Consider the following 26,636-nt stretch of genomic DNA (forward strand, 5'->3'; position numbering starts at 1 on the left):
GTCGTGGCGCAATGCGCCGTGAGACGTGCCTCGAAGTGCGCCAGGAAAGCGCCGGTTACTCGGCGCGCACGGGCACGCGCGGCGCAACGGCGCACACCAGCTCGTAGCCGATCGTGCCGCACGCCTGCGCGACGTCGTCGACGGGCAGCTGCGCGCCCCACAACTCGACTCGCGAGCCGACGTTCGCCTGCGGACACGGCGTGAGATCGACGGTGATCATGTCCATCGACACGCGTCCGACGATCCGCGTGCGGATGCCGTCGACGATGATGGGCGTGCCCTCCGGCGCGATGCGCGGATAGCCGTCAGCATAACCGCACGCGACCACGCCGATGCGCATGCCATCGCGCGCCGTGTAGGTCGAGCCGTAGCCGATCGTCTGGCCTTCCGCGAGCGTCTGCACGGCGATCAGCTCGGAGGCGAGCGTCATGGCCGGCTGCAGGCCCGTGTCCTTGATCGCCGAACTCACGCCCGACGGCGACGCGCCGTACAGCATCACGCCCGGGCGCACCCAGTCGAAATGCGCTTCCGGATACCACAGCGTGGCGGCCGAATTGGCGAGACTGCGCGCGCCGGCGATGCCCTGCGCGCCGCGTTCGAACGCTTCCATCTGGTGCGTGATGCCGCGTTCGCTGTCGGCATCCGAGAAATGGGTCATCAACGTGATCTGGCCGACGCCCTGGCAGGCCCGCGCGCGCTCCCAGGCGGCGCGGAACTTCTCCGGCGTGTAGCCGAGCCGGTTCATGCCGCTGTTCATCTTCAGCTGGATATTGACGGGCTTGGACAGACGCGCCATTTCCAGCATGCGCAATTGCTCGTCCGAATGCAGCGCCGTGGTCAGACTATAACGGTCGATCACGTCGATATCCGTGGGCCGGAAAAAGCCCTCGAGCAGCAAAATCGGCCCTGCCCACCCCAATTCGCGCAACTTCACCGCTTCTTCGAGGTCGAGCAAACCAAAGCCGTCGGTTGCGCGCAAACCCGGGAATGCCCGTGCGAGCCCGTGACCGTAAGCATTGGCCTTGACGACGGCCCAGATCTTGGACTTCGGCGCGTAACGGCGAGCGACTGCGAGATTATTGGCAAGAGCGGCGGTATGAATCGTGGCTGAGACTGGGCGCGGCATGGGATATTTTCGTAAAGACATTGTCGAATCAGTAGCTTACAGTGCGTTTGCAACGCGCCGAAGGCAAGCTCGACAATGCGATCAAGGATTCTGCTAGTCGGGATTCAGCTATTTTCGTGATATAAAGCCGTGCGCACAACCCATTTCGAACGGAATAAGCCCGGACGCACACCTTACGGCCGGGGCGGACAGACCGCAGCGAGGAAAGCATCGCATCAGATGAAAAAAGGTTTTTACACCATCATGGCCGCGCAGTTTTTCTCCTCGCTGGCCGACAATGCGCTTCTGATCGCTGCTATTGCACTGCTAAAAGATCTTCACGCCCCGAACTGGATGACGCCGCTGCTCAAGCTGTTTTTTGTGCTGTCGTACGTCGTGCTCGCGGCTTTTGTCGGCGCCTTCGCGGACTCCCGTCCGAAGGGCCGCGTGATGTTCGTGACCAATACGATCAAGGTGGTCGGTTGCCTCACGATGCTGATCGGTGCGCATCCGCTGCTGGCGTATGGCATCGTGGGTTTCGGCGCGGCCGCGTATTCGCCCGCCAAGTACGGCATTCTCACCGAACTGCTGCCGCCTGACCGGCTCGTCGCCGCGAACGGCTGGATTGAAGGCACGACCGTCGGCTCGATCATTCTCGGCACCGTGCTCGGCGGCGCGCTCATCAGCCCGCATATCGCGTCGCACATCATCAAGCACACGCCCTCGGCGATTCATACGCCCGCCGAAGCGGCCATGCTCATCATTATTCTGATCTACGTGATCGCCGCGCTCTTCAATCTGCGCATTCCCGACACGGGCGCCCGCTATCCGCGCCAGGAACACGGTCCCATCAAGCTCATTACGGATTTCGCCGACTGTTTCGTCGTGCTCTGGCGCGACAAGCTCGGCCAGATCTCGCTCGCCGTGACGACGCTGTTCTGGGGAGCGGGCGCGACGCTGCAGTTCATCGTGCTGAAGTGGGCTGAAGTGTCGCTCGGCATGTCGCTCTCCGAAGGCGCGATCCTGCAGGCCGTCGTTGCCGTGGGCGTCGCGGCGGGCGCGATGATCGCCGCCGCGCGCGTGCCGCTGAAGAAGTCGCTGAGCGTGCTGCCCGTCGGCATCATCATGGGTATCGCCGTGATGCTGATGGCCTTCTATACGAAGCATCTGTTCCCGTCGCACTGGGGCATCTACTACGGCAAGATGCACATCCCCGGTTATCTGATCTTCGCCTATTTGTTCCTGATGGTCGTCGGCGCGCTGTCGGGCTTCTTCGTCGTGCCGATGAATGCGCTGCTGCAGCATCGCGGACACGTGCTGCTGTCGGCGGGTCACTCGATCGCCGTGCAGAACTTCAACGAGAATCTCTCCGTGCTGGTGATGCTGTGCCTGTACGCCGTGCTCGTGTGGCTCGACGTGCCCGTCGCCATCGTGATCGTGCTGTTCGGCTCCTTCGTGTGCGTGATGATGTGGCTCGTGATGCGCCGCCATCAGGCGAACCAGCGCGCGTTCGACTCCGTGTCGCTGATCGGCGAAGCGCATCACTGAGGGCCCCCGCCTTTCTTTCGTCAGCGGGCGCATGAAGCGCCCTTTTGCTTTTCAGGCTTCCCCATGCCCCGACCGATTCCTAACGTCCTGACGATCGCCGGTTCCGACTCCGGCGGCGGCGCCGGCATTCAGGCCGATCTGAAGACTTTCTCGGCGCTCGGCGCGTATGGCGCGAGCGTGATCACAGCCCTGACGGCGCAGAACACGCGCGGCGTGACGGCCATCCACACGCCCGATCCCGCCTTCGTCACCGCGCAGCTCGATGCCGTGTTCGACGACATCCGCATCGACGCGGTGAAAATCGGCATGCTGGCGAACGCGTCGATCGTGCGCGCCGTCGCCGACGCCTTGCGCCGTCACCAGCCGAAGCACGTGGTGCTCGACACCGTGATGATCTCGAAGAGCAATCACGCGCTGCTCGCACCCGAAGCCGTCGATGCCTTGCGCAGCGAGCTGCTGCCGCTCGCGGATCTGCTGACGCCGAATCTGCCGGAAGCGGCTGCGTTGCTCGGCACGTCGAGCGCGACGGACGAAGCCGCGATGGTCGATCAGGGCGAAGCGCTGCGCAAGCTGGGCGCGCGCGCGGTGCTGATGAAGGGCGGCCATCTCGCCGCCGCCGACAGTCCCGACTGGCTGATCCAGGAAAGCGGCACGATGCGCCTCGCCGCTCCGCGCGTGCCCGTCACGAATACGCACGGGACGGGCTGCTCGCTGTCGTCGGCGATCGCAGCGCTGATTCCGCAACGCGACGATCTGGCAAGCGCCGTCGCCGACGCCAAGGCGTGGCTCACGGGTGCGCTCGAACAGAGCGGACGGCTCGACGTCGGTCACGGCGTCGGGCCTGTGCATCATTTCTATCGCTGGTGGTGAGTACGGGCGTTCAGGCCCGCTCTGAAACCGCTATGACTTGCGCGTCTGCTGGCGCGCGAACGCCTGAGCACGCTCCGGCCAGTCGTCGGGCACGATAAAGCCGCGCGAACGCTCGATCCACTGTCCTTCGGGATGCTCGACGAACGCCGCCACCATCGTCGGCCCCGTCTGCCTCGCGAGTTGCTGAGCAAGCGTCTGCGGCGATACGAAGTCCGAAGCGTCGCGTGTATCGCGCATCCGCAGCGCGAGCCATTCGAGCCGCGGCAGCAGCATCCAGGCATCGGCATGGCCGGCTGAAAACGCCGGCCAGTCGGAACGCGTCGCCCACCAGCCGCGCGCGTGAGCCGGGTCGATTTCGACGGGATCGCGTTCGGCGCATCCATTGCGGTAGAACAGCCAGCCTTTGACGAACATCTGCGCATCCCACGGCCCGCGATGGCCGAGCGATGCGAACTCCTCGCGCGCGCTGAGCCGCAGTTGATGATCGAGCAGATGCGCGAGCTTCAGATCGAAGCGATCCTGCAGATTCGGGCCTACGTAGTCGGCCAGTTCGCCCCGGCCGTCGCCCGCGTGCAGATAGCATTTGACGGCCAGTTCCCAATGCAGCCGCCTGCCCGTCTGCGTCTCGACCAGAAAATCGCATTCGCCGAGCGTCACGCCCGCGCGCCGCAGCGCGACGTTCGCGGCGATCAGGCGTGCGGCCGGCCCGTGCTTCAGAAAATACGCGAGCAGACATTCGGCGTAGCGCCCGAGTCGCGTGACACGCGCCGCCGCGATATGGCGATGCAGGTCGGCGGGATCGGCGTCCTGCGCTTCGAGCCAGGCCATCGTTGCAGCCGCTTCGTCGGGCGATTCGAACGGCGTCGCGAGCGCACCGTCCGGTGGTTGCGCCCGCAACAGGTCGGGACTGAACAGCAGCCACGCGATATCGCGCACGGCGGCATCGGATAGCGCGTCGAGCCGGGCCGAGGGTCGGGCCAACGAGGGCGCCTCGAACGAAGCGGTCGGCCCGGCGTCTTCTCTCATTTTGCCGCGCCTTCTGCGCCGGACTTGCGCCACGTGTCGCGGGCGAGGCACAGATCCTGCCACGACTTCGCCTTGTCGCCGAGACTGCGCAGCAGATACGCGGGATGGTAGGTGACCACGACGGGCACGCCTTCGTATTCGTGCACGCGTCCGCGCAGCGACGAAATGCTCGCTTCCGTCTTCAGCAGACTCTGCGCGGCGAAGCGGCCGAGCGCAACGATCAGCTTCGGCTTCACGAGCGCGACCTGTCGCTGCAGATACGGCTCGCAGCGCGCCACTTCGTCCGGTTCCGGATTGCGGTTGCCGGGCGGCCGGCATTTGATCACGTTGGCGATATACACATTCGTGCCGCGCGCGAGATCGAGCGAGCGCAGCATGTTGTCGAGCAGCTTGCCCGCCTGGCCGACGAACGGTTCGCCCTGCTTGTCCTCGTTCTCGCCGGGCGCTTCGCCGATCAGCATCCAGTCGGCCTCGCGATCGCCAACGCCGAACACAGTGTTCGTACGCCGCTCGCACAGGCGGCAACGTTCGCACGCCGAGACGCGGGCTTCGAGCGCGGTCCAGTCGAGCGTGTCGATGCCCGGCTGCGCGGGTTCGTTCGATTTCGTATCGACGTCGGACGGCGACCCGGCGGGCAGATCGTCGAACCAGGCGAAGTCGTCGTCGGAGAGAGGCGGCGCTTCGTCGGCTGCGGGCGGCGGTGCGCGGCGAGCTTGCGGTGCGTCCGCGGGCGTAGCTTCGGCTCGCATGGGTTCGCGGCTTTCGAGCGATTCGCGAGCGGCGTTTGAAGCGCCTGCCTCCGATAGCGCTTCGCTCGAGGCCGTCGCGCCGGCGCGTGCCGGTCGATTGTCGCGAACCGCTTCGATGTCAGCCGTCGGCGCTGCCTGCACGGGCTGCGCATCGTCCGCCTCGACATCGACGTTCAATGCCGGCGATCCAGCCGGCAACTCAGCCGCCGCTTCATGTGCGCCCCCGCGACGCACCCACATCGGCGCAAGGCCGAGTTCTTCCAGCGCGGATTCATGCAGCGCCATCTGCGCCCTCCTTCACGAAACTGAAACGCATGACGATGGCGTCCTCCCGGCTGCGGTGCCGCGCCGGATAATAGTTTTTGCGACGGCCGATCGACGTGAATCCAAAGCGCTCGTACAGCTTGATCGCGCGATGGTTCGATGGCCGCACTTCGAGCAGCATGCCCGCGAGCTTTTCACCGCGCGAGATGCGCACGGCTTCGCGCAGCAGCGCGAGACCTGCGCCCGCATGCTGCGCAGCGGGCGCGATGCACAGATTCAGCAGATGCATCTCGTCGACCACGGGCATCAGCACGCAATAGCCGATCAGCGTGCCCGTCACATGCCGCAGACACACGCCGAAATAGCCGTTGCGCAGCGAGTCTTCGAAGTTGCCCCGGCTCCACGGAAATTCATAGGCGAGCTTTTCGACCACGGCGACCTCGTCGAGATCGCCTTCCGTCATCGGCGACATGTAGCGGTCCGCCAGCAGCACGCCGCTCATTGCGCGCCCTCGCCGTGCGCGGTGTGGGCGGTGTGGGCGGTGTGAACGGCATTGCCCGGCTGCGCCGCAGCCGTGGCAGCCGACTGCGCTTGTGCGGCCTTGGCCGCCATGCGCTCTTCCGTGGTCTGTGCAACCTTGTCGCGGATGTACTCGGGCGCGGCCTGGTCGGCGGGCAAGGTACGGCCGGCACGGAATGCGCGCAGCGCGGCGAACGCCAGGGGCAGCGCGTGCGGCACGGCTTCCCGGTCGACATGCCGCGCAGACGCGGCCGCCTGAAGACGCTCGCCGAACGCAGCCGCGGCATTGCCCGCGAGCGTGAACGGCTGATCCGGCAACGGCAGTGCGTCCGGCGCGCCAAGCGATGCGTGATGAACCGTGCGCCACTCGCCCGTGTTCTCGTCCCACGCGTAGTCGGCCCAATAGACCTCGTCCATGCGCGCATCGATTGCCGCCAGCACGCGCGCCGCCGACGGATCGCGCAGACGCGCGCTTTCGGCACACGCGAGCAGCGTGCCGATGGGAACGACGGGGCAATTCAGTCCGAACGCGAGCCCTTGTGCGACGCCCGTTGCCGTGCGCAAGCCCGTGAACGAGCCCGGCCCTGCGCCGAACGCGATCGCATCGCAGTCGGCGAGCGCGAGGCCCGCTTCGTCGAACAGTTCGCGAATCGCGGGAAGCAGGCGCGCGCTCGAGACCGCGCCCGTCGCTTCATGGCGCACCCACACGCGCGGTGTCGGAGCAGGCGCGTCCGGCTCGTCCGGGGACGCGGCGTCGGCGGTTTCGGCGGACAGGAGCGCGACCGAGCAGAATTCGGTCGAAGTATCGAGGGCAAGCAGCACGGTTTTCGTCATGACCGCTATTGTAATGCGGCACCCTGCGTCGCCGGATGCGAACAAAACCCGGCGCGGCCCGAGCGTCGCGCCCGGCGTTTGGAAGGATCGCTCCAGCCTCGTGCGACCGCACGCCGCATCCCGCTTGCTATGATCGACGCCCTATCTCGAATAAGGCACGGAGGATCCGATGAGCAACGTGGACGGTCTCTTCACCCAGGCACAAGAAGACCTGAAGCAACTGCGGGAGCGTCCGGGCAATCTCACGCTGCTGCGCCTGTACGCGCTCTTCAAGCAGGCCACCGACGGCGACGTGCACGGCGACAAGCCGGGTTTCACCGATATCGTCGGCAAATACAAGTACGACGCGTGGGCCGCGCTGCAAGGCACGGCATCCGACACAGCCAAGCAGCAGTATGTCGAGCTGGTCGAATCGCTGAAGAACGGTACGGCGGCCTGATAGACGAACGATATCCGGCCGCACGCTGCGGCTCAAATGTCCGCATTCTTTCTCACGAATCGGGCGCTTTGATTGGGAAGGTTCTTAACAGTGGCGCGGTGCAGCAAAAATCGATATAATGCTGGCTGCGCTTCACCGCACGTGTCCGGATTGCCCCGGCGGCGCTGGCGGAAAGAGCGCCTCGTAGCGTTTTGCTCCAATCCAGTTTAGAACCTGTCCCCTCCTGCAAGGCCCCACGGGCCGCAAGTCCAGGCTGGCGGCAAGCCAATTCCGGCCTGTCGCATTCGATACAGCTTCTAACGAGAAACTCGCCTTCATTGCCGCGAGTTGCCCCCGTTTTTCGATTTGCTCGCTGATTTTTTGCTCGCTGAATCCGACGACTTGGGTATGCCGATTGGCGCCGACGTGTTATTTCCCATGTTTCAAGGATTCTCATGACTTCGAGCAATACCACCAGCCCGCTGAACGCCATCGCCGATCAAGCCCTCGGTCTCGACACGCCCGAAACGGCCGTGCAAGCCCCCGAGGAAGTGTCCGGCCCGACGTTCGCTGAGCTGGGTCTGTCGGCGGAGATCGTCTCTGCGCTGACGGCAGCGGGCTACAAGCACCCGACGCCCGTCCAGCAGCGCGCCATCCCCGCCGGCATCGCGGGCCGCGATCTGCTGGTCTCGAGCCCGACGGGTTCGGGCAAGACGGCGGCGTTCATGCTGCCCGCCATCGAGCGCTTCGCGCAGCTGCAAAAAACGCAAGCCAATCAACCGCGCGAGCCGCGCGAGAGCAACGCCGGTGGCCGTGGCCGCCGTCCGCAGCCCGTCGCACGTCCGGGCCTGCTCGTCCTTACGCCGACTCGCGAACTCGCGATGCAGGTGACGACGGCCGCTTCGACGTACGGCAAGCATCTGCGCCGTCTGCGCACGGTCAGCATTCTGGGCGGCGTCGCCTATGGCCAGCAGCTGATGCTGCTCGCGAAGAACCCCGAAATTCTCGTCGCCACGCCGGGCCGTCTGATCGACCATCTGGAGCGCGGCCGCATCGACCTGTCGCAACTGCAGATGCTCGTGCTCGACGAAGCCGACCGCATGCTGGACATGGGCTTCATCGACGACATCGACACAATCGTCGCCGCAACGCCCGCTTCGCGCCAAACCATGCTGTTCTCGGCGACGCTCGACGGCAAGATCGGCTCGCTGACGGGCCGTCTGCTGAAGGATCCGGAGCGCATCGAGATCAATCAGCACATCGAACAGCGAACGAACATCGCGCAGACGGTGCATTACGTCGACGACCGCGATCACAAGGACCGTCTGCTCGACCATCTGCTGCGTGACTCCGGCCTCGACCAGGCCATCGTCTTCACGGCCACGAAGATGGATGCCGACCAGCTGGCCGGCCGTCTTGCCGACGCCGGTTTCGAATCGGCTGCGCTGCACGGCGACCTGCCGCAAGGCGCGCGTAACCGCACGATCCGCGCGCTGCGCGAGCGCCGCGTGCGCGTGCTGGTCGCGACCGACGTCGCCGCGCGCGGTATCGACATCCCCGGCATCACGCACGTGTTCAACTACGATCTGCCGAAGTTCGCCGAAGACTACGTGCACCGTATCGGCCGTACGGGCCGCGCGGGCCGTTCGGGCATCGCGGTGAGCCTCGTGCATCACGCCGAGCAAGGCGCGCTCAAGCGCATCGAACGCTTCGTGCGTGCACCGCTGCCCGTCAACGTGGTCGAAGGCTTCGAGCCGCGCAAGGCTCCGCCCGCCAACGGCCGTGGCGGCTTCGGCGGCCGTGGCCGTCCGGGCGGCGGCAATGGCGGTCGCCGTTTCGGCGGCAAGCCGGGCTATGGTTCGCGTGACGGCAACGGCAGCGGCAACGGCGGCGGCTACGGTTCGCGCGACGGCAATCGCGGCGGTTATGGCGCGCGTGATGGTGGCAATGGCGGCGGCCGCAGCTGGGGCGACAAGCCGGCGGGCGGCAATCGCGAAGGCGGCTTCAACAGCGGCGCGCGTGAAGGCGGCTACCGCAGCGAAGGCTATCGCGGCAACCGCGAAGGCGGCTACTCGCGCGACGGCGGCTACGGCGCGCGTCGCAACGACGGTCCGCGCAACTCGCGCCGCGGTGACTAAGCCGCTGCGGGAATCTCGCTGAATCAGGAAACCGACGCTGCGGCGTCGGTTTTTTTTCATCCCCTTCGTCATTTCACAATACGAAAAAATTTTTTGCGTCGTAAAAAATCGTGCTGCGTGGCACAAGAAACGCCATTGCAATATGAAAAATTATGTTTCATATTGTGGAATTGAATTAATAAGCCATTGAATTTTATAGATTAAAAACAGCCGAAAAAGACTTGGTTGCGTCTGTTCCGCCCAAGGCCTTTTGCCTAGACTCTTATATAAGAGTTCGCGAAACGAAACACCTTCAGGCAGCCTCGCTTCGCGGAACTCACGAGTCCATTGAACCCTCTTCAAGGCAAAAAAGGAGCACACCATGACGCGCAACGAACAGGCAAAGCAGCTTCAGCAACAATGGGAAACGGACAGCCGCTGGAAAGGCATCAAGCGCGGCTTCACGGCGGAAGACGTGGTGCGTCTGCGCGGCTCGGTGCAGCCTGAGCACACGCTCGCGCGCCGCGGCGCCGAAAAGCTGTGGAGCGACATGCACAAGGATCCGTTCGTCAACGCGCTCGGCGCACTGACGGGCAACCAGGCGATGCAGCAGGTCAAGGCCGGCCTGAAGGCGATCTATCTGTCGGGCTGGCAGGTCGCGGGCGACGCCAACGTGGCGGGCGAAATGTATCCGGACCAGTCGCTGTACCCGGCGAACTCGGTGCCGCTCGTCGTGAAGCGCATCAATAACACGCTGACGCGCGCCGACCAGATCCAGTGGTCGGAAGGCAAGAATCCGGGCGATGAAGGCTATATCGACTACTTCGCGCCGATCGTTGCCGATGCCGAAGCCGGTTTCGGCGGCGTGCTGAACGCGTTCGAACTGATGAAGGCAATGATCGAAGCGGGCGCGGCCGGCGTGCACTTCGAAGACCAGCTCGCCTCGGTCAAGAAGTGTGGCCACATGGGCGGCAAGGTGCTCGTGCCGACGCGCGAAAACGTCGCGAAACTGACGGCCGCGCGTCTGGCCGCCGACGTGCTCGGCGTGCCGACCGTACTGATCGCCCGCACGGATGCGGAAGCCGCCGACCTGATCACGTCCGATGTCGACGACAACGACAAGCCGTTCCTCACGGGCGAGCGCACGGTGGAAGGCTTCTTCCGCACGAAGCCGGGCCTCGAGCAAGCGGTGTCGCGCGGTCTCGCGTACGCGCCGTATGCCGATCTGATCTGGTGCGAAACGGGCAAGCCGGACCTCGAGTACGCGAAGAAATTTGCCGAGGCGATCCACAAGGAATTCCCGGGCAAGATGCTGTCGTACAACTGCTCGCCGTCGTTCAACTGGAAGAAGAACCTCGACGACGCGACGATCGCGAAGTTCCAGAAGGAACTCGGCGCGATGGGCTACAAGTTCCAGTTCATCACGCTGGCCGGCTTCCACGCGCTCAACTACTCGATGTTCAATCTCGCGCACGGCTATGCGCGTCAGCAGATGAGCGCGTTCGTCGAACTGCAGCAGGCCGAGTTCGCTGCCGCCGAGAAGGGCTTCACGGCCGTCAAGCATCAGCGCGAAGTGGGCACCGGCTACTTCGACGCCGTCACGCAGACGGTCGAGCGCGACGCATCGACGACGGCGCTGCACGGCTCGACGGAAGACGAGCAGTTCTTCGACAAGAAAGTCGCCTGAAGCGGCTGGACTGGCCGAACGAAGCGCCTCTCGCGTAGCACCGCCGGCCCGTTGCGGGCCGGTGCCTTTCCCTGAAAGAGACCAAACGCGCGCCCGCCGGCGCGCGTTTTTTTTCAGCTACCGGTACACGATCACGGGAATTTTCGTATGCGTGAGCACGCGCTGCGTCTCGCTGCCGATCAGCAGACTGCCGAGTCCGCGCCGTCCGTGCGACGCCATGAAGATCACGTCGCAGCCGCCCTGCTCGGCCGCCTCGATGATGCCGAGATACGGCGACGGATGCACGCTCGTCTGGCTCGAGCATTCGACACCTGCGCCGCGCGCCGCCTCCTCGACTTCCAGCAGATGCTGGCGCGCCTCGCGCTCGCTGCGGTCCTGGAAGTCGACGGGCGGCTCGATCACGACTTCGGAAAACGGCGAGTAGGGATATTGCGGCAGGCACGCATACGCGGTGACGCGCGCGCCGACGGCCTGGGCGAGATCGATTGCACCGTCGATCGCCTTCTTCGACAGGTCCGAACCATCGGTCGGAACGAGGATGTGCTTGAACATGGTGCCCTCCGTCGTCGACTGCAGGTGTGGAATGCGCGCGAATGCGGCCGGCTGTCTCATTCCGTGACGAACACGAACGAGGCTCCCGGCTGACGCGCGCAAGCGCCTGCGCCGCAGCGGTCGATACGCCGCGCAGCGGGCTGTCAAAACGATTGTAGTGCGCCGAAATACCGTGCAAGCCCCGCCTGCGGGCATGTCCGCATATCGGAAACCCGCCCGCGGTTCGAGGTGCGGTTGATCCTGCGGGCCCGCTCCGCCGTCAGATCCAGTAAGCCGGATTGCCGTACGTATGCTTGAGAAAATCGAGAAACAGACGCACCCGCAACGGCAGATGCCGCCGCTGCGGAAACACGGCGTGGATGCCGATGGGCGGCGCCGCGTGATCGTCGAGCACGCTGACGAGGCGTCCCGCCGCGATATCCGCGCCGACTTCCCACCACGAGCGCCACGCGAGTCCGTAGCCTTCGAGGCACCACTCGTGCAGCACCGCGCCGTCCGAGCACTCCATCGTGCCCGACACCTTGATCGTCACGACCTTGTCGCCCTGCTGGAACACCCAGCCGCGCTGCTGGTTTGCGCTCGCGCCGAGCGCGAGACAGTTGTGGTGCGCGAGATCGGCGAGCGTTTGCGGCGGAGGACGTCGTGCGAGATAAGCCGGCGATGCGACGCACACACGCCTGTTCTCACCGAGTCTCAAGGACACCAGCGAGGAATCCGGCAATTCTCCAAGCCGTATCGCGCAATCGAATCCTTCATTGACGAGATCGACCATACGATCGGACAGATCGAGAGAAATCGACACGTCGGGATGCGCGACGGTGAACGTGGGCACGAGCGGTGCGACGTGGCGTCGACCGAAGCCCGCGGGCGCCGACACGCGCAGATGGCCGCTTGCCTTCACGCCGCCCGCCGACACGCTGGCCTCGGCGTTCTGCATGTCGTGAATGATCCGCTGACAGTCTTCGAGGAATGCGGAGCCCTCGTAGGTCAGCGTGATGCGGCGCGTGGTGCGCACGAGCAGTTTGACGCCGAGGCGCTCTTCGAGCGCGTCGATGCGGCGCCCGATGATCGCGGGCGCAACGCCTTCGGCCTGCGCAGCCGCCGAGAGGCTGCCGCGCGCCGCGACGGTCACGAAAGTCTCGATCTGCTTGAAGCGGTCCATTGGCGGATGAATGGGCGCATCGGTCGCGCACGAATTAGACGATGCGCGTCAGATTAGGTTGATGAAAGTAAAAGATCAAGTGATCTCTACAGTCTTTTTTAGCACAAGCCGTCACGAATAAAATCGATCTCGACCTCTGATGGAGCGCAAGGCAATGTCGGCCACAACGACACTCTTCCCCAAGGCTGTGATTTTCGACGCATACGGCACGCTGTTCGACGTGCATTCCGTCGTCGCCGCCGCGGAGCAGATGTTTCCAGGCCACGGCGATGCACTCTCGCAGTTGTGGCGGCAAAAACAGATCGAATACACGCAGTTGCGCACGGCGGCCGACCCCGCCGGCGCGCGCTACCAGCCGTTCTGGAACATCACGCTCGATGCGCTGCGTTTTTCCGCGCGCAAGCTCGGCCTGTCGTTGAACGCCACGGGCGAAAAACGCCTGATGGACGAATACGCGTGCCTGTCCGCGTTTCCCGACGTGCTTCCCGCCTTGCGCCAACTGCGCGACAGGCAGATCGGCCTCGCGATCCTCTCGAACGGCAATCCGCAGATGCTCGATATCGCGGTAAAGAGCGCGGGCATGTCGGGACTGTTCGACCATGTGTTGTCGGTGGACGCGGTGCGCGCGTTCAAGCCGGCGCCCGCGACCTATGCGCTCGGCACCCAGGCTTTCGGCGCGGCGGCGCGCGAGATCGTGTTCGTGTCGTCGAACGGCTGGGACGCAAGCGGCGCGAACTGGTTCGGATACACGGTGTTCTGGCTTAACCGCCTGGGCGCGCCCGCTGAAGAGCTGGGTGTCACGCCGCACGGCACGGGCCGAAGCATGAACGACCTGAGCGCGTTTATCGACAACCATACCTCGCCTGAAAAAGCCGCAAAAACGGGGAAACGGGAGAAAAGCAGCCGCACGCGCCACAGCCCTGACGCATGACGGCCTCAGCAGCACCGAAACAACGCATTGCAATCGCATCACCCGCACTTTGAAACTGACCGACCAAGGAGAAATCATGGCGAACACGTTGTCGCTCCCGCAGGGCATGAACATGACCGGCGAGATCAAGCCCGGCTTCGAGGCGATTCTGACGCCGCAAGCACTCGAGCTCGTCGCCAGCCTGCACCGCGCATTCGAGCCGCGTCGCCAGCAACTGCTGAAAGTGCGCGCCGAGCGCGCGCAGCATCTGGACGCCGGCGAGCGTCCCGATTTTCTCGCTGAGACGCAGGCCATCCGCGAAGGCGACTGGACCATCGCGCCGTTGCCGCAGGATCTGCAATGCCGCCGCGTCGAGATCACGGGCCCTGTCGACCGGAAGATGATCATCAACGCGCTGAACTCGGGCGCGGATTCGTACATGACCGACTTCGAGGATTCGAATGCGCCGAGCTGGGACAATCAGATCACGGGGCATATCAATCTGAAGGACGCCGTGCGCCGCACGATCTCGCTGGAGCAGAACGGCAAGTCGTATCAGCTCAACGACAGGATCGCGACGCTGATCGTGCGCCCGCGCGGCTGGCACCTCGACGAGAAGCACGTGACCGTCGACGGCCAACGCGTGTCGGGTGGCATTTTCGACTTTGCGCTGTTCCTGCATCACAACGCGAAGGAACAACTCGCGCGCGGCACGGGCCCTTACTTCTATCTGCCGAAGATGGAGAGCCATCTCGAAGCGCGTCTGTGGAACGATATTTTCGTCGCCGCGCAGGAAGCCGTCGGCGTGCCGCGCGGCACGATCCGCGCGACCGTGCTGATCGAAACGATCCTGGCTGCGTTCGAAATGGACGAGATCCTGTACGAATTGCGTGAACATAGCTCCGGTCTGAACGCGGGCCGGTGGGACTACATCTTCTCGGCGATCAAGAAGTTCAAGAACGATAAGGACTTCTGCCTGGCGGATCGCTCGCAGATCACGATGACCGTGCCGTTCATGCGCGCGTACGCGCTGCAATTGCTGAAGACCTGTCACCGACGCAACGCGCCTGCCATCGGCGGCATGAGCGCGCTGATTCCCATCAGGAACGACGCAGCCGCGAACGACAAGGCAATGGCAGGCGTACGCTCGGACAAGGCACGCGATGCGACGGACGGCTACGACGGCGGCTGGGTCGCGCACCCCGGGCTCGTGCCCATCGCGATGGAAGAATTCGTCAAGGTACTTGGCGACAAGCCGAATCAGATCGGCAAGCAACGCGACGACGTACTGGTCACGGCCAGAGATCTGCTCGACTTCCGTCCGGAAGCGCCCATCACCGAGACGGGCCTGCGCAATAACATCAACGTCGGCATTCACTACCTGGGCTCATGGCTCGCGGGCAATGGCTGCGTGCCAATCCACAACCTGATGGAAGACGCTGCGACGGCGGAGATCTCGCGCTCGCAGGTGTGGCAGTGGATCCGTTCGCCGAAGGGCAAGCTCGACGACGGCCGCAAGGTCACGGCCGAACTCGTGCGCGAACTGACCGCGCAGGAACTCGACAAGGTCAAGGCCGCGATCACGGGCGACACCGCGCCGTATATTCGCGCTGCGAAGATTTTCAGCGACATGTCGACGTCGGAGAACTTCACCGAGTTTCTGACGCTGCCGCTTTACGAAGAACTCTGAACGGCGCGATGCGCGTCCGGACCGACGCAGTGATGCTTTCCTGCTCGAGCGTCCGTACGGACGGCAGCACATGTGCTCAACGGTTGACCGACCGGGATGGCCTGGCGGGCGTCATGCCTGCTGGGCCATTCTTTTTGACGGTCAGCGCCCGTTCGAGCGCCGATGCTTGACCCAATCGCCGCTGCCGATTTCCGGCAGACCTTTGACGGCATCCCGCTGCACGGGATAGTAACGGCAGGTCACGGGCGCACCTTCGATATCGACGGTCACTTCACGCGGCATGAAAAGCCCCTCGACACCCGGATAAACCTGCTCGATTTCATCGAGCACGGCAACGAGCTGATCGTCGATTTCATACACGTCGCCGCGCACATGAACGCCCGCGTCGTCGGGCACGAAGCCCGGGTACGCGCCGAAGTCGAACAGCCGGCCTCGCAAGGTGGCCGAGCCGAGCAGCGTCGGCGCCGAGATGTCGTTGCGCGCCGCCGCGGAGCCGATATCGTTGATCTCGCCGGCACGCAAGGTGCCATATACAAAAACGTTCTGCATCAGTCCACTACCCTCCGTCCGAATACCAATCTGCTGATCACATGCCGCGTCAGACGAGCGGCGCGCTCGCCACCAGCACGCCGTCGCTGTCCGCGTAAATCCATTCGCCCGGCCGCACGACCGAACCCGGCAAGCGAACGGGCACATCGCGCTCGCCGCCGCCGCGCTTCTGGCTGCGCTGAGGATGCGGCGCAAGCGCGGCGATGCCGATGTTGCATTCGTTCAGTTCGAGCGTGTCGCGCACGCAGCCGAACACGACGATGCCCACCCAACCGTTCTTCTCACCCAGCTTGCCCAGGTTGCCGCCGACGAGCGCGCACCGCAGGCTGCCACCGCCGTCGACGATCAGCACCCGCCCGGCGCCCTTCTCTTCGAGCGTAGCCCGCACGAGTGTGTTGTCCTCGAACACTTTGAGCGTGACGGCTTCACCGCCGAAACGCGTCGCGCGCCCAAAGCGGCTGAACACGGGATCGAGCACACGCAAGGTCCCCGCGGCCAGTTGATCTTCATGCGCATCGCACAGATCTGCCGTTGCGAAGTTCATTGAGTCCCCCTGTCGTCGATCGAATCCGGTGCATTATGCCGCGCCATTTTTTCGATGTCGCATCGTCCGTTCGGCTAATGGGCGGTTGGCGCGGACGACCCTACAATGAGAACCGTCATGCGGCTGTTCAACGCCGCCGCCCACTCCGCCATTCCATGACCGAAGCCGCAAGCTCCACGCCGCCCATATCGAAAGCGCCTGCCGAATTGTCGACCCGGGTCGATTTCGCCGACATTCCGCCGGAGTTCGCGCCCACGCCGACGCATCCCATCCGCGTGCGCTCGCGGCCCATGCCCGCGGGCGTGCGCATTGCGCGGCACACGCACGCGTGGGCGCAGGTCGCGTATGCCTCGCGCGGCGTGCTGCGAGTCGGCACGTCGGGCACGACGTGGATGGTGCCGCCGTCGCGCGCGATCTGGGTGCCTCCGTACGTGCTGCATGAAGTGACCATTGTCGAAGAAGCGTTCCTGCGCACGCTCTATGTCAACGAGACGGTCGTGCCGGCGGGGCTGGACGCGTGCCGCGTCGTAGAGGTCTCGGGGCTGCTGCGCGAAGTGATTGCCTCGCTCGACACACCGGGCTTGCCGCCCGATCGCGAGCGCCTGCTGGGCTCGCTGGCGCTCGACGAAATCACGCGGTCGCAGCCTCTGCCGTTGTCCGTGCCGATGCCGACCGAGAAACGCCTGCGTGCGCTGTGCGAAGCCGTGATCGCTGATCCCGCCAATGCCGATTCACTGGAACGCTGGGCATCGGCTGTCGGTGCGAGTACGCGCACAATCGCGCGGCTCTTTCGGCAGGAATTGGGCGTGAGCTTTTCGCAGTGGCGTCAGCAGGCCGTGCTCGCTCGCGCCATTCCCTTGCTCAGCCAGGGGCGGCCGTTATCGCAAGTCGCGCGGGAGTTGGGCTACCAGAGCCAGAGCGCCTTTTCCGCGATGTTCCGGCGCGCCTTCGGTGAGAGTCCACGGGCATTCATGGTGCGTGGCACAGAGCGTCGGCACGACGATCGCGATCGGGAAGAAGAGGAACACGAATCCAGTTGATATCCGGCGCCTGCGAGAACAAGGCTCGTCTTGGAGGCGAGGCGCAATCGATGCGCCCGCAACGCTCTCAAACGCGTCGCGCCATATGCCGGATCGAGCCGAGTTGCGCGAGCCGCGGGCCGGCGAGACGGTAACCCATCCGCTGATAAAGGCGCGCCGCAGGATTGTCGACGAACACGCGCAGTTGCAATTCGGACAGACCGCGCGCCCGCGCCCAACGATGCGACGTATTCAGCAGATAGGTCCCCGCACCGCGCCGCCGATGGCCTTCGGCAATCTGCACATCGCGAATATGCAGCGAGTCGCCTTCCTCGGTGATACGCAGCACGCCGATCCGCTCGCCGTCCGCTTCGAGGATGAAGTTCTCCGACTCGCGCCAGCTTGCGAGGAACAGGTCGCTGCGCCACACGAGATGATGCCGGCGGTAGTACCCGCCCATGTTATTGCGCGTCAGCGCCTCGGCGAACTGGAAGTCGTCCATGCCGGCCTTGCGCAAATGGAAGGGAGATGGATCGTCGGTCGGGTCGAGCATCGCACGGGGACGAAAAGGTCGATCCGCTCAACGTTAAGACAGGCGGACCGCGCTGGCAATGGCTGTTTGCCCCACAACAAGGCAGGCCCGGTTTCGAGTGCGTGCGCGGCGCCACCAAATGGGACACACAAAACAAAAAGCCCGCTGAAAACTCAGCGGGCTTCAATATTGGCGGAGCGGACGGGACTCGAACCCGCGACCCCCGGCGTGACAGGCCGGTATTCTAACCGACTGAACTACCGCTCCAGTCTTGCTACCTGACTTGCGAGCGTCGGTTATGTCTCGCAAGCGCATTACTTGAATCTCAAGCAACGCCAGTATTTGGCGTCCCCTAGGGGATTCGAACCCCTGTACTCACCGTGAAAGGGTGATGTCCTAGGCCTCTAGACGAAGGGGACAACGTACTTCACACACTACTGCTTACACCTTTAACGAAAAAGCCCGCTCACCGAACGGGCTTAATCTGGCGGAGTGGACGGGACTCGAACCCGCGACCCCCGGCGTGACAGGCCGGTATTCTAACCGACTGAACTACCACTCCAGTCTTGCTACCTGACTTGCGAGCGTCGGTTGTGTCTCGCAAGCGCATTACTTGAATCTCAAGCAACGCCAGTATTTGGCGTCCCCTAGGGGATTCGAACCCCTGTACTCACCGTGAAAGGGTGATGTCCTAGGCCTCTAGACGAAGGGGACATAATCTTTTCAGATCTGTCTCGTCCTTGCTGCTAATTTCATTCATCAGCAGCGAAGACCGCTATTCTAACTGCTTTACTACCGTTTGTGAAGTCTTTTTTGCTACAGCTTCCAGCTAACCGGAAGAACTTCACTCTGCTCTGATGGTGGAGGTAAGCGGGATCGAACCGCTGACCTCTTGCATGCCATGCAAGCGCTCTCCCAGCTGAGCTATACCCCCTTGCAGAACAGAAGCGAGATTGTAGATAGCAATTTTCGCTTTGTAAATACCTCTTGAGTCGCTTTCTACAATTTTTTTGCGGGGCCGCAAAATCATCCTCCGCGGCCTCGCTTCATCTGCTCGCTTCCGAGTCGAATGCAACCTGGGCGAGCGCGCTCAGGCAAGCGCCTTTTCGATACGGCTCACGACCACGTCGCGGCCGAACAGCATCAGAACGCTATCGATGGACGGCGTATGCGTCGTGCCCGCCACCAGCAGACGCACGGGCATCGCGAGCTGCGGCATCTTCAGCTTGTGAGCGCCGAGCGTCGACTTCAACGTGGCGGCGATGCCCTCCTTCGTCCACTCGCACGTCCTCAAGGCGGCGGCGAGATCGGCGAGCGCCGGACGCACAACGTCCGTCACATGCTGCGCAAGCGAATCGGCACCGGGATTCGGCTCGCGATAGAACATCGCCGCATTGTCGACGACCTCCTTCACCGTCGACGCACGATCCTTCATCAACGCGATCACGCTAACCAGATCTGCGCCCTTCGCAAGCGCCCCTTCGTCGATGCCAAGTTCCGCGAAGAACGGCTTGCTCAGCCCGGCGAGACGCGTGTTGTCCGCTTCCTTGATGTAGTGGTTGTTCAGCCAGTTGAGCTTGTTGTGGTCGTATTGCGCGGGCGACTTGCCCAGATGCTCGAGATCGAACCACTCGACCAACTGCTCGCGCGAGAAGATTTCCGCGTCGCCATGCGACCAGCCGAGGCGCGCCAGATAGTTCAGCACGGCTTCGGGCAGATAGCCGGCGTCGCGGTAACCCATCACGCTCATCGCGCCGTGACGCTTGCTCATCTTCTCGCCCTGCTCGTTCAGCACGGTAGGCAGGTGCGCATAGACGGGCGGCTCGGCGCCGAGCGCGCGCAGGATGTTGATCTGGCGCGGCGTGTTGTTCACGTGGTCGTCGCCGCGAATCACGTGCGTGATCTTCATGTCGAGGTCGTCGACGACCACGCAGAAGTTGTACGTCGGCGTGCCGTCCGGACGCGCGATCACGAGATCGTCCAGCTCTTCGTTCGAGATTTCGACACGGCCCTTCACGGCATCGTCCCACGCGACCACACCCGTCAGCGGATTACGGAAACGCAGCACGGGCTGGACGCCTGCGGGCGGCGTCGGCAGCACCTTGCCCGGCTCGGGGCGCCACGTGCCGTCGTAACGCGGCTTTTCACCGGCGGCCCGTTGGTGCTCACGCAATGCGTCGAGTTCTTCCGTCGACATGTAGCACGGGTACACGAGTCCCTGCTCCTGCATCTGCTTGAGCACTTCGCGATAACGGTCCATGCGCTGCATCTGATAGAACGGGCCTTCGTCGTAATCGAGGCCGAGCCATTGCATGCCTTCGAGAATCGCATCGACGGATTGCTCGGTCGAACGCTCGACGTCGGTGTCCTCGATACGCAGCACGAACACGCCCTTCGATTTGCGCGCAAACGCCCACGGATACAGCGCAGAGCGAATGTTGCCGAGGTGGATGAAGCCGGTGGGGCTCGGTGCGAAGCGGGTGCGAACGGGAGTGGTCATGTGCAGTAACTCGAAGACGGACGCCGGCGCCGGCGAACAGCAATGCCGGGCGCGGCAACGAAAACGGTTCGCCTGCACCGACAGCAGCCGGCGACAGCGCGAACACGATCAGAAAGAGAGTGCCGATTATACCCGCCGAAGCCGTTTCCACCGGACCACGCGCGTGCGCCGCGCAGCGCGTCGGCACGCGTTAGGCGACGTGTAGACGGTTTCTTCAGCCGATCGTCGCCTCGCGTCCGCTTTGCATTATGATGTGCGCGCGCTGCCGTTCGGCTTGACGTCTGGCCCGATGCAGCGCGTGACGATCGCCGCCGGCGATCATGCTCGCAAGACACGCGGCGCGACGCTTTCGCATGGACGTCGGCGCCGTCGCTGGAGAATTCGTTGAAACCGTCATCGCCACGTCTGTCCCGCCGCACATTCTCGATTGCCGCGGCCTCCGCCGTTCTGTCCGCCTGCGCGTCGACGGGCGGCAAGCCCGACAATGTCGCGCCCACGCCCAACACCGCCACCCTGCCGCCGACGCCGCCCGTCATCCAGCCGCAACGGCCGCTGCGCGTCGGCCTCGCACTCGGTGGCGGCGCCGCGCGCGGCTTCGCGCATATCGGCGTGATCAAGGCGCTGGAAGCGCGCAACATCCAGGTCGATCTCATCTGCGGAACGAGCGCCGGGTCGGTGGTCGGCGCGCTGTATGCGTCGGGGCTGAACGGCTTCGCGCTCAACAAGCTCGCGCTGACGATGGACGAAGCCTCCATCAGCGACTGGGCCATGCCGTTTCGCACGCGCGGTCTTCTGCAAGGCGTCGCGCTGCAGAATTATCTGAACAAGACACTCGACAATCGGCCCATCGAGAAGATGGCGAGGCCCCTTGGCGTCGTCGCAACCGATCTGAAAACCGGCCAGCCGATTCTGTTCCAGCGCGGCAACACCGGAATCGCGGTGCGCGCATCATCGAGCGTGCCGTCCGTGTTCGAGCCCGTGAAGATCGGTGGACATGAGTACGTCGATGGCGGCCTCGTCAGCCCGGTGCCTGCGTCGTTCGCCCGGAAGATGGGCGCCGACTTCGTGATCGCCGTCGACATCTCCTCGCGGCCCGAAACTGCCGTCACGGAAAGCTCGTTCGACGTGCTGATGCAGACGTTCACGATTATGGGCCAGACGATCAAGGCGTACGAACTCGACAAATACGCCGACGTCGTGATTCGTCCGAATCTGAACGCGATGAGCGGCACAGATTTCGGACAACGCAATGCGGCGATTCTCGCCGGCGAGGAAGCCGCCGCACGCATCGCGCCGGAACTGCTGCGCAAACTGGCGGCGGCACGCGCGACGGCCTGACGCACACAATCAGAGAACGGCAGCATGAATGCAAAAGGCCCGCTTCGATGGAAGCGGGCCTTTTGTTTCAAACAGGCAGACGGACGATCGTCTTAGTTACCGCCGCCAATCGTCGCGCTTACGCGCTGACGCAGATCCTGTTGTTGCGGCACCGTCGTTTCGATACGGCGCGCGCCCGTGAAACGCTTTTCCCAGTAGCCGTCATCCATGTCGTCGACGCGGATCGTGCTGCCAGTGGACGGCGAATGCACGAACTTGTTGTCGCCGATATAGATGCCGACGTGCGAGAACGTGCGGCGCATCGTGTTGAAGAACACGAGATCGCCCGGCTTCAGGTCCGAAACGCGAACCTTCTCGCCGACTCGACTCATTTCTTCGGCGCGGCGCGGCAGCGCCATGCCCAGCGTGTCCTGGAACACGTAGCGCACGAAGCCGCTGCAATCGAGGCCGGAGTCCGGCGTATCGCCGCCCCAGCGGTAGCGCACGCCGATCATGTTGAGCGCGCCGACTACGACGTCGCCCGCTTTGCCGGCCATACCCGACAGAAACGAACGAGCGCCACTCTCGGAATTCGAGGCGGCGCTTTGAGCGGCTTGTGTGGGGGAGGACACTGAATTCGACCCGGAAGAGGTCGAAAATGAGGCATTCTGGTTAAAGCTGCTTACTTCATCGGCAAAAGCGCCGGGAGCTGCGGCCATCAGTACGCCAATGAACATCCCGGCGACGACGCGCGTGCAAGCCTGGGTTAGATATCGGTGCTGCATTGGTCTGGTGGTTGGTCTTGGTTATCGCGGGAGCCCGCGGTAGTTTTTGCCTGAAAATCAACAGGCTAGGAAAAAAGTTTGGTCGATACTAGCCAGTAAGTATTCATATGTCAAAACAAATAGAAAAATACAATGACTAATCGCACCCAATTGGTGAATGTCAAGTCGTAAGGGCCGCTTTCAACAGCTTTCGAGTGTAAGGATGGGTCGGTTCCGCGAAGATCTGATCGACCGCGCCCGTCTCCACGATCGCCCCGTTTTGCATCACCGCGACGCGATGCGCCATCGCGCCGATCACGGCCAGATCGTGGCTGATGAACACGAATCCCAGGTTGTATTTGCGTTGCAAATCTGCAAGCAATTTCAACACCTGTTGCTGGATCGACACGTCGAGCGCGCTGGTCGGCTCGTCGAGAATCAGCATGCGCGGCTCCAGCACCAGCGCGCGCGCAATGGCGATGCGCTGCCGCTGTCCGCCCGAAAATTCGTGCGGATAGCGCTGCAGCGCCGTACGGTCGATCCCCACTTCACGCAGCACGGACACCACTTTCTCGCGGCGCGCGTCGGGCGCGAGTTGCGGCCGATGCAGCGCCAGTCCCTCGCAGACGATCCGCTCGATCGTCTGCCGCGGTGAAAGTGAACTAAAAGGATCCTGAAAGACGACCTGCATGTTCGAGCGCAACGCCGTCTGATCGCGCCCCCGATAACTGCCGAGCGCCCTGCCCTGAAACTCGATTGCGCCGTGCGAGGTCTTTTGCAGGCCGAGCAGCGCCATCGCGAGTGTCGATTTTCCCGATCCCGATTCGCCGACAATACCTAGCGTCTCGCCCTGCCGCACCGACACCGTCGCGTCCGCCACCGCGCGAAAGCGGCCCGACCGGAACCAGCCGGCGAAGCCGGGCAGCTTGGTCCTGAAGTCGACGGACACGTCGCGTGCGTCGAGCAGCACGGGCGCGATGGGCAGCACGGGCACCACCGTGCGCTCCGGCCGGCTTTGCAGCAGGCGTTGCGTATACGGATGCTGCGGCGACTCGAACAGCGTTTCGACGGCGCCGCTTTCGACCAGCACGCCCTTCTCCATCACCGCAACGCGTTGCGCGAAATGTCGCACGAGATTCAGGTCATGCGTGATCAGCAGCACGGCCATGCCGCGCTTCTCGGCTTCCTCGCGCTGCAGTTCGAGTAGCAGTTCGACGATCTGCGCGCGGATTGTCACGTCGAGCGCCGTCGTCGGTTCGTCGGCGAGCAGCAGACGCGGGCGGCACGCGAGCGCCATCGCGATCATCGCGCGCTGCCGCTGCCCGCCCGATAACTGGTGCGGATAGCTGCTCACGCGCTTGCCCGGCTCCGCGATGCCCGTGCGCTCGAGCAGCGCGACGGCGCGCTTGCGTGCCTCGCCGGCGCTCACGCCGTCGTGCATCACGATGGTTTCCGCGATCTGCTCGCCGACCGTGTACAGCGGATTGAGCGCCGTCATCGGCTCCTGGAAGATCATCGCGATATCGGAGCCGCGCAGCCCGCGCATCTGGCGCTCGCTTTTCATCAGCAGGTCTTCGCCGTCGAAGCGCACCGCGCCGCTCGTCTGTGCGTCGCCCAGAAGACGCAGGATCGACAGCGCCGTCACGCTCTTGCCGGAGCCGGACTCGCCGACCAGCGCGACACGTTCGCCGCGTCCGATGGCGAGCGATACATCGTCGACGGCAACCGTGTCGCCGAACATCACGCGCAGATGCTCGAGTTCGAGCAGCGGCCCGTCGTATTGCTTCAGGTTCGCGCTCACTGGTTGCCTCCCGCCTTCATCGCGTCGGAGATGCGCGTGTCGAGCGCGTTGCGCAGCGCGTCGCCCATGAACGTCAGCAGCAGCAGCGTGACGACGAGCACGCCGAACGTCGAGACAGAAATCCACCACGCGTCGAGATTCGCCTTGCCTTGCGCGAGCAGTTCGCCGAGGCTCGGCGTCGGCGGCGGCACGCCGAGGCCGAGAAAGTCGAGGCTCGTGAGCGCGAGAATCGCCCCGCTCATCCGAAACGGCAGAAACGTGATGACGGGCGTGAGGCTGTTGGGCAGCACATGCCGCCAGATGATCTGCCAGTTCGACAGGCCCATCGCGCGCGCGGCGCGCACGTAGTCCTGCTGCCGGTTGCGCAGAAACTCCGCGCGCACGTAATCGGACAGCCCGATCCAGCCGAACAGCGACAGCAACACGATCAGCAGAATGAAGCCCGGCTCGAAGATCGACGCGAAGATAATCAGCAGATACAGCTCCGGCATCGCACTCCAGATTTCGATCAGTCGCTGGCCGATGATGTCCGTCTTGCCGCCGAAGTAACCCTGCACGGCACCCGCCAGCACGCCCAGTATCGTGCCGATGAAGGTCAGCACCAGCGCGAACTCGACCGAGACGCAGAAGCCATACACGAGACGCGCGAACAGGTCGCGGCCACGATCGTCGGTGCCGAGCCAGTTGTCGCGCGAAGGCGGCGCGGGATTCGGCACCTTCGAAAAGTAATTGAGCGTGTCGTAGTAGTAGCGATTCACCGGATAGATCGCGAAATTGCCCGGCGCATCGAAACGATGCTTGATGTACGGATCGAGATAATCGGCGGGCGTCGGGAAGTCGCCGCCGAAGGTCGTCTCCGCGTAGGTCTTCGCGAGCGGGAAATAGTAGTGGCCGTCGTAGTGCACGACGAGCGGCTTGTCGTTCGACCACAGCGGCGCCGCGAGGCTCGCCGCGAACGCGACGACGAACACGATCAGACTCCAGTAGCCGAGGCGCTGCTGCCGGAAGCGCAGCCACACGCGGCGCGCGGGCGACGGCGACACGAACGCGCGCACCCGTTGCGCGCGCGACACTTCGGCATCTGTACGGACGCGGCTCAAATCAGCGCTCCAGTTGTTCGAATTGAATGCGGGGATCGACCCACACGTAGCAGAGATCGGAGATGAGTTTGGTCGCGAGTCCGATCAGCGTGAAGAGATAGAGCGTGCCGAGCACGACGGGATAATCGCGCCGCACCACCGACTCGTACGACAGCAGCCCCAGGCCGTCGAGCGAAAACAGCGTTTCGATCAGCAGGCTGCCTGTGAAGAACGCGCCGATGAACGCGGCCGGAAAGCCGACGATCAGCGGCAGCAGCGCGTTGCGAAACACGTGCTTCCACAGCACGCGTCGCTCGGAGAGCCCTTTCGCCCGCGCGGTCAGCACGTATTGCTTGCGGATTTCGTCGAGGAACGCGTTCTTCGTGAGCATCGTGACGACGGCGAAACTGCCGATCACCGACGCGACGATCGGCAACGTGATGTGCCATAGATAATCGAGCACCTTGCCAACAATACTCAACTGATCCCAGTTATCCGACGTGAGATTGCGCAGCGGAAACAGTTGCAGGAACGTGCCCCCGCCGAACAGCACGAGCAGCAGCACGCCCAGCACGAAGCCCGGAATCGCGTAGCCGATCAGCACGATCAGACTCGTCGCGACATCGAAGCGCGAGCCGTTGCGCACTGCCTTCGCAATGCCGAGCGGCACCGATATCAGATAGGTGAGGAAGAACGTCCACAGTCCGATACTGATCGACACGGGCAGCTTCGATACGATCAGCGACCACACGCTTTGATGCCGGAAATAGCTTTGCCCGAGATCGAAGTGCGCGAACTGCTTGAGCATCAGCCAGTAACGTTCGAGCGGCGGCTTGTCGAAACCGTACAGCGCCTTCAGTTGCGCCATCTGCTGCGCATCGACGCCGCTGTGCGCGCGCAGGCCGAACGGCATGCCGCCTTCGGCCGCATTGCGCCTCAGTTCATGCGCCATCTGTTCGACGGGGCCGCCCGGCACGAACTGGATGACGATGAACGTCAGCGTGAGCACGCCGATCAACGTCGGGATCATCAGCAGCAGACGTTTGAGGATGTAGCTCCACATGGCGGCCGTCCAGAATG

At 63.8% G+C, this 26,636-nt stretch carries 24 protein-coding genes and 5 tRNA genes; 9 read left to right on the forward strand and 20 right to left on the reverse strand.

The genetic code is table 11. The annotated features are described in order from the left end of the window. Positions 1-55: 55 nt before the first annotated feature. Positions 56-1,126: an alanine racemase gene (gene alr / locus FRZ40_RS04780; RefSeq protein ID WP_028368469.1), complete on the reverse strand. Its 1,071-nt coding sequence runs from the start codon at positions 1,124-1,126 to the stop codon at positions 56-58. 219 nt (positions 1,127-1,345) lie between these two features. Between alr and lplT the strand changes: the two genes are divergently transcribed. Then, positions 1,346-2,653, forward strand: coding sequence for a lysophospholipid transporter LplT (gene lplT, locus FRZ40_RS04785; RefSeq protein ID WP_028368470.1), 1,308 nt, complete (start codon positions 1,346-1,348; stop codon positions 2,651-2,653). Positions 2,654-2,716: 63 nt separating this feature from the next. Continuing rightward, the gene (thiD, locus tag FRZ40_RS04790; RefSeq protein WP_147233512.1) at positions 2,717-3,523 is read left to right on the forward strand and encodes a bifunctional hydroxymethylpyrimidine kinase/phosphomethylpyrimidine kinase; all 807 of its coding nucleotides are present in this window, start codon (positions 2,717-2,719) and stop codon (positions 3,521-3,523) included. 30 nt (positions 3,524-3,553) lie between these two features. Here thiD and FRZ40_RS04795 read toward each other — a convergent pair whose 3' ends face one another. From FRZ40_RS04795 to tsaB, 4 genes are read right to left on the reverse strand one after another with little or no spacing between them, the layout of a single operon-like run. Continuing rightward, on the reverse strand, positions 3,554-4,549 hold the full coding sequence (locus tag FRZ40_RS04795; protein WP_028368472.1) for a DUF1853 family protein: 996 nt from the start codon (positions 4,547-4,549) through the stop codon (positions 3,554-3,556). Beyond that, a complete protein-coding gene (locus FRZ40_RS04800; protein WP_147233513.1) occupies positions 4,546-5,583 on the reverse strand; it encodes a uracil-DNA glycosylase in 1,038 nt (345 codons plus the stop codon). Before FRZ40_RS04800 ends, FRZ40_RS04795 begins: the two co-directional genes overlap by 4 nt. Further along, entirely contained in the window at positions 5,570-6,064 is a 495-nt protein-coding gene (gene rimI, locus FRZ40_RS04805) for a ribosomal protein S18-alanine N-acetyltransferase (protein WP_028368474.1), read from the reverse strand. The genes FRZ40_RS04800 and rimI overlap by 14 nt, the downstream gene beginning before the upstream one ends. Beyond that, complete coding sequence (tsaB, locus tag FRZ40_RS04810) at positions 6,061-6,915, reverse strand: tRNA (adenosine(37)-N6)-threonylcarbamoyltransferase complex dimerization subunit type 1 TsaB (protein ID WP_147233514.1); 855 nt, start codon at positions 6,913-6,915, stop codon at positions 6,061-6,063. Before tsaB ends, rimI begins: the two co-directional genes overlap by 4 nt. 169 nt (positions 6,916-7,084) lie before the next feature. On the opposite strand from tsaB, the gene FRZ40_RS04815 reads away from it, so the two are divergent. The 3 genes from FRZ40_RS04815 to aceA all read left to right on the forward strand — a co-directional run bounded on the left by FRZ40_RS04815 (position 7,085) and on the right by aceA (position 11,137). After that, complete coding sequence (locus FRZ40_RS04815) at positions 7,085-7,354, forward strand: acyl-CoA-binding protein (protein ID WP_147233515.1); 270 nt, start codon at positions 7,085-7,087, stop codon at positions 7,352-7,354. A 434-nt stretch (positions 7,355-7,788) separates the two neighbouring features. After that, complete coding sequence (locus FRZ40_RS04820; protein ID WP_147233516.1) at positions 7,789-9,471, forward strand: DEAD/DEAH box helicase; 1,683 nt, start codon at positions 7,789-7,791, stop codon at positions 9,469-9,471. A gap of 361 nt (positions 9,472-9,832) precedes the next feature. After that, complete coding sequence (gene aceA / locus FRZ40_RS04825) at positions 9,833-11,137, forward strand: isocitrate lyase (protein ID WP_147233517.1); 1,305 nt, start codon at positions 9,833-9,835, stop codon at positions 11,135-11,137. 117 nt (positions 11,138-11,254) lie between these two features. Here the strand turns inward: aceA and FRZ40_RS04830 are convergent, their stop codons facing one another. Together FRZ40_RS04830 and FRZ40_RS04835 are read right to left on the reverse strand one after the other, a co-directional pair. Beyond that, entirely contained in the window at positions 11,255-11,689 is a 435-nt protein-coding gene (locus FRZ40_RS04830; RefSeq protein ID WP_028368479.1) for a universal stress protein, read from the reverse strand. 259 nt (positions 11,690-11,948) lie between these two features. Further along, the gene (locus FRZ40_RS04835; protein ID WP_147233518.1) at positions 11,949-12,851 is read right to left on the reverse strand and encodes a LysR family transcriptional regulator; all 903 of its coding nucleotides are present in this window, start codon (positions 12,849-12,851) and stop codon (positions 11,949-11,951) included. Positions 12,852-13,005: 154 nt separating this feature from the next. Here FRZ40_RS04835 and FRZ40_RS04840 point away from each other — a divergent pair, with 154 nt between their 5' ends. Both FRZ40_RS04840 and aceB read left to right on the forward strand, forming a co-directional pair. After that, positions 13,006-13,782, forward strand: a complete 777-nt coding sequence (locus FRZ40_RS04840) for a haloacid dehalogenase type II (protein ID WP_147233519.1) — start codon at positions 13,006-13,008, stop codon at positions 13,780-13,782. A gap of 76 nt (positions 13,783-13,858) precedes the next feature. Further along, positions 13,859-15,451 (forward strand): malate synthase A, encoded by a 1,593-nt coding sequence (gene aceB, locus FRZ40_RS04845; RefSeq protein ID WP_147233520.1) that lies wholly within the window; start codon positions 13,859-13,861, stop codon positions 15,449-15,451. A gap of 141 nt (positions 15,452-15,592) precedes the next feature. Here aceB and FRZ40_RS04850 read toward each other — a convergent pair whose 3' ends face one another. Both FRZ40_RS04850 and rraA read right to left on the reverse strand, forming a co-directional pair. Beyond that, positions 15,593-16,000, reverse strand: a complete 408-nt coding sequence (locus tag FRZ40_RS04850) for a gamma-glutamylcyclotransferase family protein (protein WP_147233521.1) — start codon at positions 15,998-16,000, stop codon at positions 15,593-15,595. Between the two features lie 49 nt (positions 16,001-16,049). Beyond that, positions 16,050-16,544: a ribonuclease E activity regulator RraA gene (gene rraA / locus FRZ40_RS04855; RefSeq protein WP_147233522.1), complete on the reverse strand. Its 495-nt coding sequence runs from the start codon at positions 16,542-16,544 to the stop codon at positions 16,050-16,052. Positions 16,545-16,699: 155 nt separating this feature from the next. Between rraA and FRZ40_RS04860 the strand changes: the two genes are divergently transcribed. Further along, a complete protein-coding gene (locus FRZ40_RS04860) occupies positions 16,700-17,584 on the forward strand; it encodes an AraC family transcriptional regulator (protein ID WP_193566969.1) in 885 nt (294 codons plus the stop codon). A 67-nt stretch (positions 17,585-17,651) separates the two neighbouring features. Here the strand turns inward: FRZ40_RS04860 and FRZ40_RS04865 are convergent, their stop codons facing one another. The 7 genes from FRZ40_RS04865 to gltX all read right to left on the reverse strand — a co-directional run bounded on the left by FRZ40_RS04865 (position 17,652) and on the right by gltX (position 20,595). Further along, positions 17,652-18,116 (reverse strand): GNAT family N-acetyltransferase, encoded by a 465-nt coding sequence (locus tag FRZ40_RS04865; RefSeq protein WP_028371036.1) that lies wholly within the window; start codon positions 18,114-18,116, stop codon positions 17,652-17,654. 169 nt (positions 18,117-18,285) lie between these two features. Continuing rightward, positions 18,286-18,362 (reverse strand) — tRNA-Asp (locus tag FRZ40_RS04870). Positions 18,363-18,438: 76 nt separating this feature from the next. Then, positions 18,439-18,514: transfer RNA gene (locus FRZ40_RS04875), tRNA-Glu, on the reverse strand. A gap of 66 nt (positions 18,515-18,580) precedes the next feature. Then, positions 18,581-18,657: transfer RNA gene (locus FRZ40_RS04880), tRNA-Asp, on the reverse strand. A gap of 76 nt (positions 18,658-18,733) precedes the next feature. After that, a tRNA-Glu gene (locus tag FRZ40_RS04885) sits at positions 18,734-18,809 on the reverse strand. A gap of 144 nt (positions 18,810-18,953) precedes the next feature. After that, a tRNA-Ala gene (locus FRZ40_RS04890) sits at positions 18,954-19,029 on the reverse strand. A gap of 156 nt (positions 19,030-19,185) precedes the next feature. Beyond that, entirely contained in the window at positions 19,186-20,595 is a 1,410-nt protein-coding gene (gene gltX / locus FRZ40_RS04895) for a glutamate--tRNA ligase (RefSeq protein ID WP_147233523.1), read from the reverse strand. A 384-nt stretch (positions 20,596-20,979) separates the two neighbouring features. Between gltX and FRZ40_RS04900 the strand changes: the two genes are divergently transcribed. After that, positions 20,980-21,933, forward strand: a complete 954-nt coding sequence (locus FRZ40_RS04900; protein ID WP_147233524.1) for a patatin-like phospholipase family protein — start codon at positions 20,980-20,982, stop codon at positions 21,931-21,933. Between the two features lie 92 nt (positions 21,934-22,025). Here FRZ40_RS04900 and FRZ40_RS04905 read toward each other — a convergent pair whose 3' ends face one another. From FRZ40_RS04905 to FRZ40_RS04920, 4 genes are all read right to left on the reverse strand, one after another. After that, on the reverse strand, positions 22,026-22,697 hold the full coding sequence (locus tag FRZ40_RS04905) for a C40 family peptidase (protein ID WP_035544159.1): 672 nt from the start codon (positions 22,695-22,697) through the stop codon (positions 22,026-22,028). Between the two features lie 160 nt (positions 22,698-22,857). After that, positions 22,858-24,417, reverse strand: coding sequence for an ABC transporter ATP-binding protein (locus tag FRZ40_RS04910; RefSeq protein ID WP_240057186.1), 1,560 nt, complete (start codon positions 24,415-24,417; stop codon positions 22,858-22,860). Positions 24,418-24,473: 56 nt separating this feature from the next. Next, positions 24,474-25,577, reverse strand: a complete 1,104-nt coding sequence (locus tag FRZ40_RS04915; RefSeq protein ID WP_028371031.1) for an ABC transporter permease — start codon at positions 25,575-25,577, stop codon at positions 24,474-24,476. 1 nt (position 25,578) lies between these two features. Next, positions 25,579-26,619, reverse strand: coding sequence for a microcin C ABC transporter permease YejB (locus FRZ40_RS04920; protein WP_028371030.1), 1,041 nt, complete (start codon positions 26,617-26,619; stop codon positions 25,579-25,581). Positions 26,620-26,636 lie beyond the last annotated feature (17 nt).

Source organism: Paraburkholderia azotifigens (assembly GCF_007995085.1).
GTDB lineage: Bacteria > Pseudomonadota > Gammaproteobacteria > Burkholderiales > Burkholderiaceae > Paraburkholderia > Paraburkholderia azotifigens.

Excerpts from the sequence above, each read along its gene's own strand:
- alr (WP_028368469.1), bottom strand. The coding sequence starts at position 1,126 with ATGCCGCGCCCAGTCTCAGCCACGATTCATACCGCCGCTCTTGCCAAT.
- lplT (WP_028368470.1), top strand. The coding sequence starts at position 1,346 with ATGAAAAAAGGTTTTTACACCATCATGGCCGCGCAGTTTTTCTCCTCG.
- thiD (WP_147233512.1), top strand. The coding sequence starts at position 2,717 with ATGCCCCGACCGATTCCTAACGTCCTGACGATCGCCGGTTCCGACTCC.
- FRZ40_RS04795 (WP_028368472.1), bottom strand. The coding sequence starts at position 4,549 with ATGAGAGAAGACGCCGGGCCGACCGCTTCGTTCGAGGCGCCCTCGTTG.
- FRZ40_RS04800 (WP_147233513.1), bottom strand. The coding sequence starts at position 5,583 with ATGGCGCTGCATGAATCCGCGCTGGAAGAACTCGGCCTTGCGCCGATG.
- rimI (WP_028368474.1), bottom strand. The coding sequence starts at position 6,064 with ATGAGCGGCGTGCTGCTGGCGGACCGCTACATGTCGCCGATGACGGAA.
- tsaB (WP_147233514.1), bottom strand. The coding sequence starts at position 6,915 with ATGACGAAAACCGTGCTGCTTGCCCTCGATACTTCGACCGAATTCTGC.
- FRZ40_RS04815 (WP_147233515.1), top strand. The coding sequence starts at position 7,085 with ATGAGCAACGTGGACGGTCTCTTCACCCAGGCACAAGAAGACCTGAAG.
- FRZ40_RS04820 (WP_147233516.1), top strand. The coding sequence starts at position 7,789 with ATGACTTCGAGCAATACCACCAGCCCGCTGAACGCCATCGCCGATCAA.
- aceA (WP_147233517.1), top strand. The coding sequence starts at position 9,833 with ATGACGCGCAACGAACAGGCAAAGCAGCTTCAGCAACAATGGGAAACG.
- FRZ40_RS04830 (WP_028368479.1), bottom strand. The coding sequence starts at position 11,689 with ATGTTCAAGCACATCCTCGTTCCGACCGATGGTTCGGACCTGTCGAAG.
- FRZ40_RS04835 (WP_147233518.1), bottom strand. The coding sequence starts at position 12,851 with ATGGACCGCTTCAAGCAGATCGAGACTTTCGTGACCGTCGCGGCGCGC.
- FRZ40_RS04840 (WP_147233519.1), top strand. The coding sequence starts at position 13,006 with ATGTCGGCCACAACGACACTCTTCCCCAAGGCTGTGATTTTCGACGCA.
- aceB (WP_147233520.1), top strand. The coding sequence starts at position 13,859 with ATGGCGAACACGTTGTCGCTCCCGCAGGGCATGAACATGACCGGCGAG.
- FRZ40_RS04850 (WP_147233521.1), bottom strand. The coding sequence starts at position 16,000 with ATGCAGAACGTTTTTGTATATGGCACCTTGCGTGCCGGCGAGATCAAC.
- rraA (WP_147233522.1), bottom strand. The coding sequence starts at position 16,544 with ATGAACTTCGCAACGGCAGATCTGTGCGATGCGCATGAAGATCAACTG.
- FRZ40_RS04860 (WP_193566969.1), top strand. The coding sequence starts at position 16,700 with ATGACCGAAGCCGCAAGCTCCACGCCGCCCATATCGAAAGCGCCTGCC.
- FRZ40_RS04865 (WP_028371036.1), bottom strand. The coding sequence starts at position 18,116 with ATGCTCGACCCGACCGACGATCCATCTCCCTTCCATTTGCGCAAGGCC.
- gltX (WP_147233523.1), bottom strand. The coding sequence starts at position 20,595 with ATGACCACTCCCGTTCGCACCCGCTTCGCACCGAGCCCCACCGGCTTC.
- FRZ40_RS04905 (WP_035544159.1), bottom strand. The coding sequence starts at position 22,697 with ATGCAGCACCGATATCTAACCCAGGCTTGCACGCGCGTCGTCGCCGGG.
- FRZ40_RS04910 (WP_240057186.1), bottom strand. The coding sequence starts at position 24,417 with ATGTTCGGCGACACGGTTGCCGTCGACGATGTATCGCTCGCCATCGGA.
- FRZ40_RS04920 (WP_028371030.1), bottom strand. The coding sequence starts at position 26,619 with ATGTGGAGCTACATCCTCAAACGTCTGCTGCTGATGATCCCGACGTTG.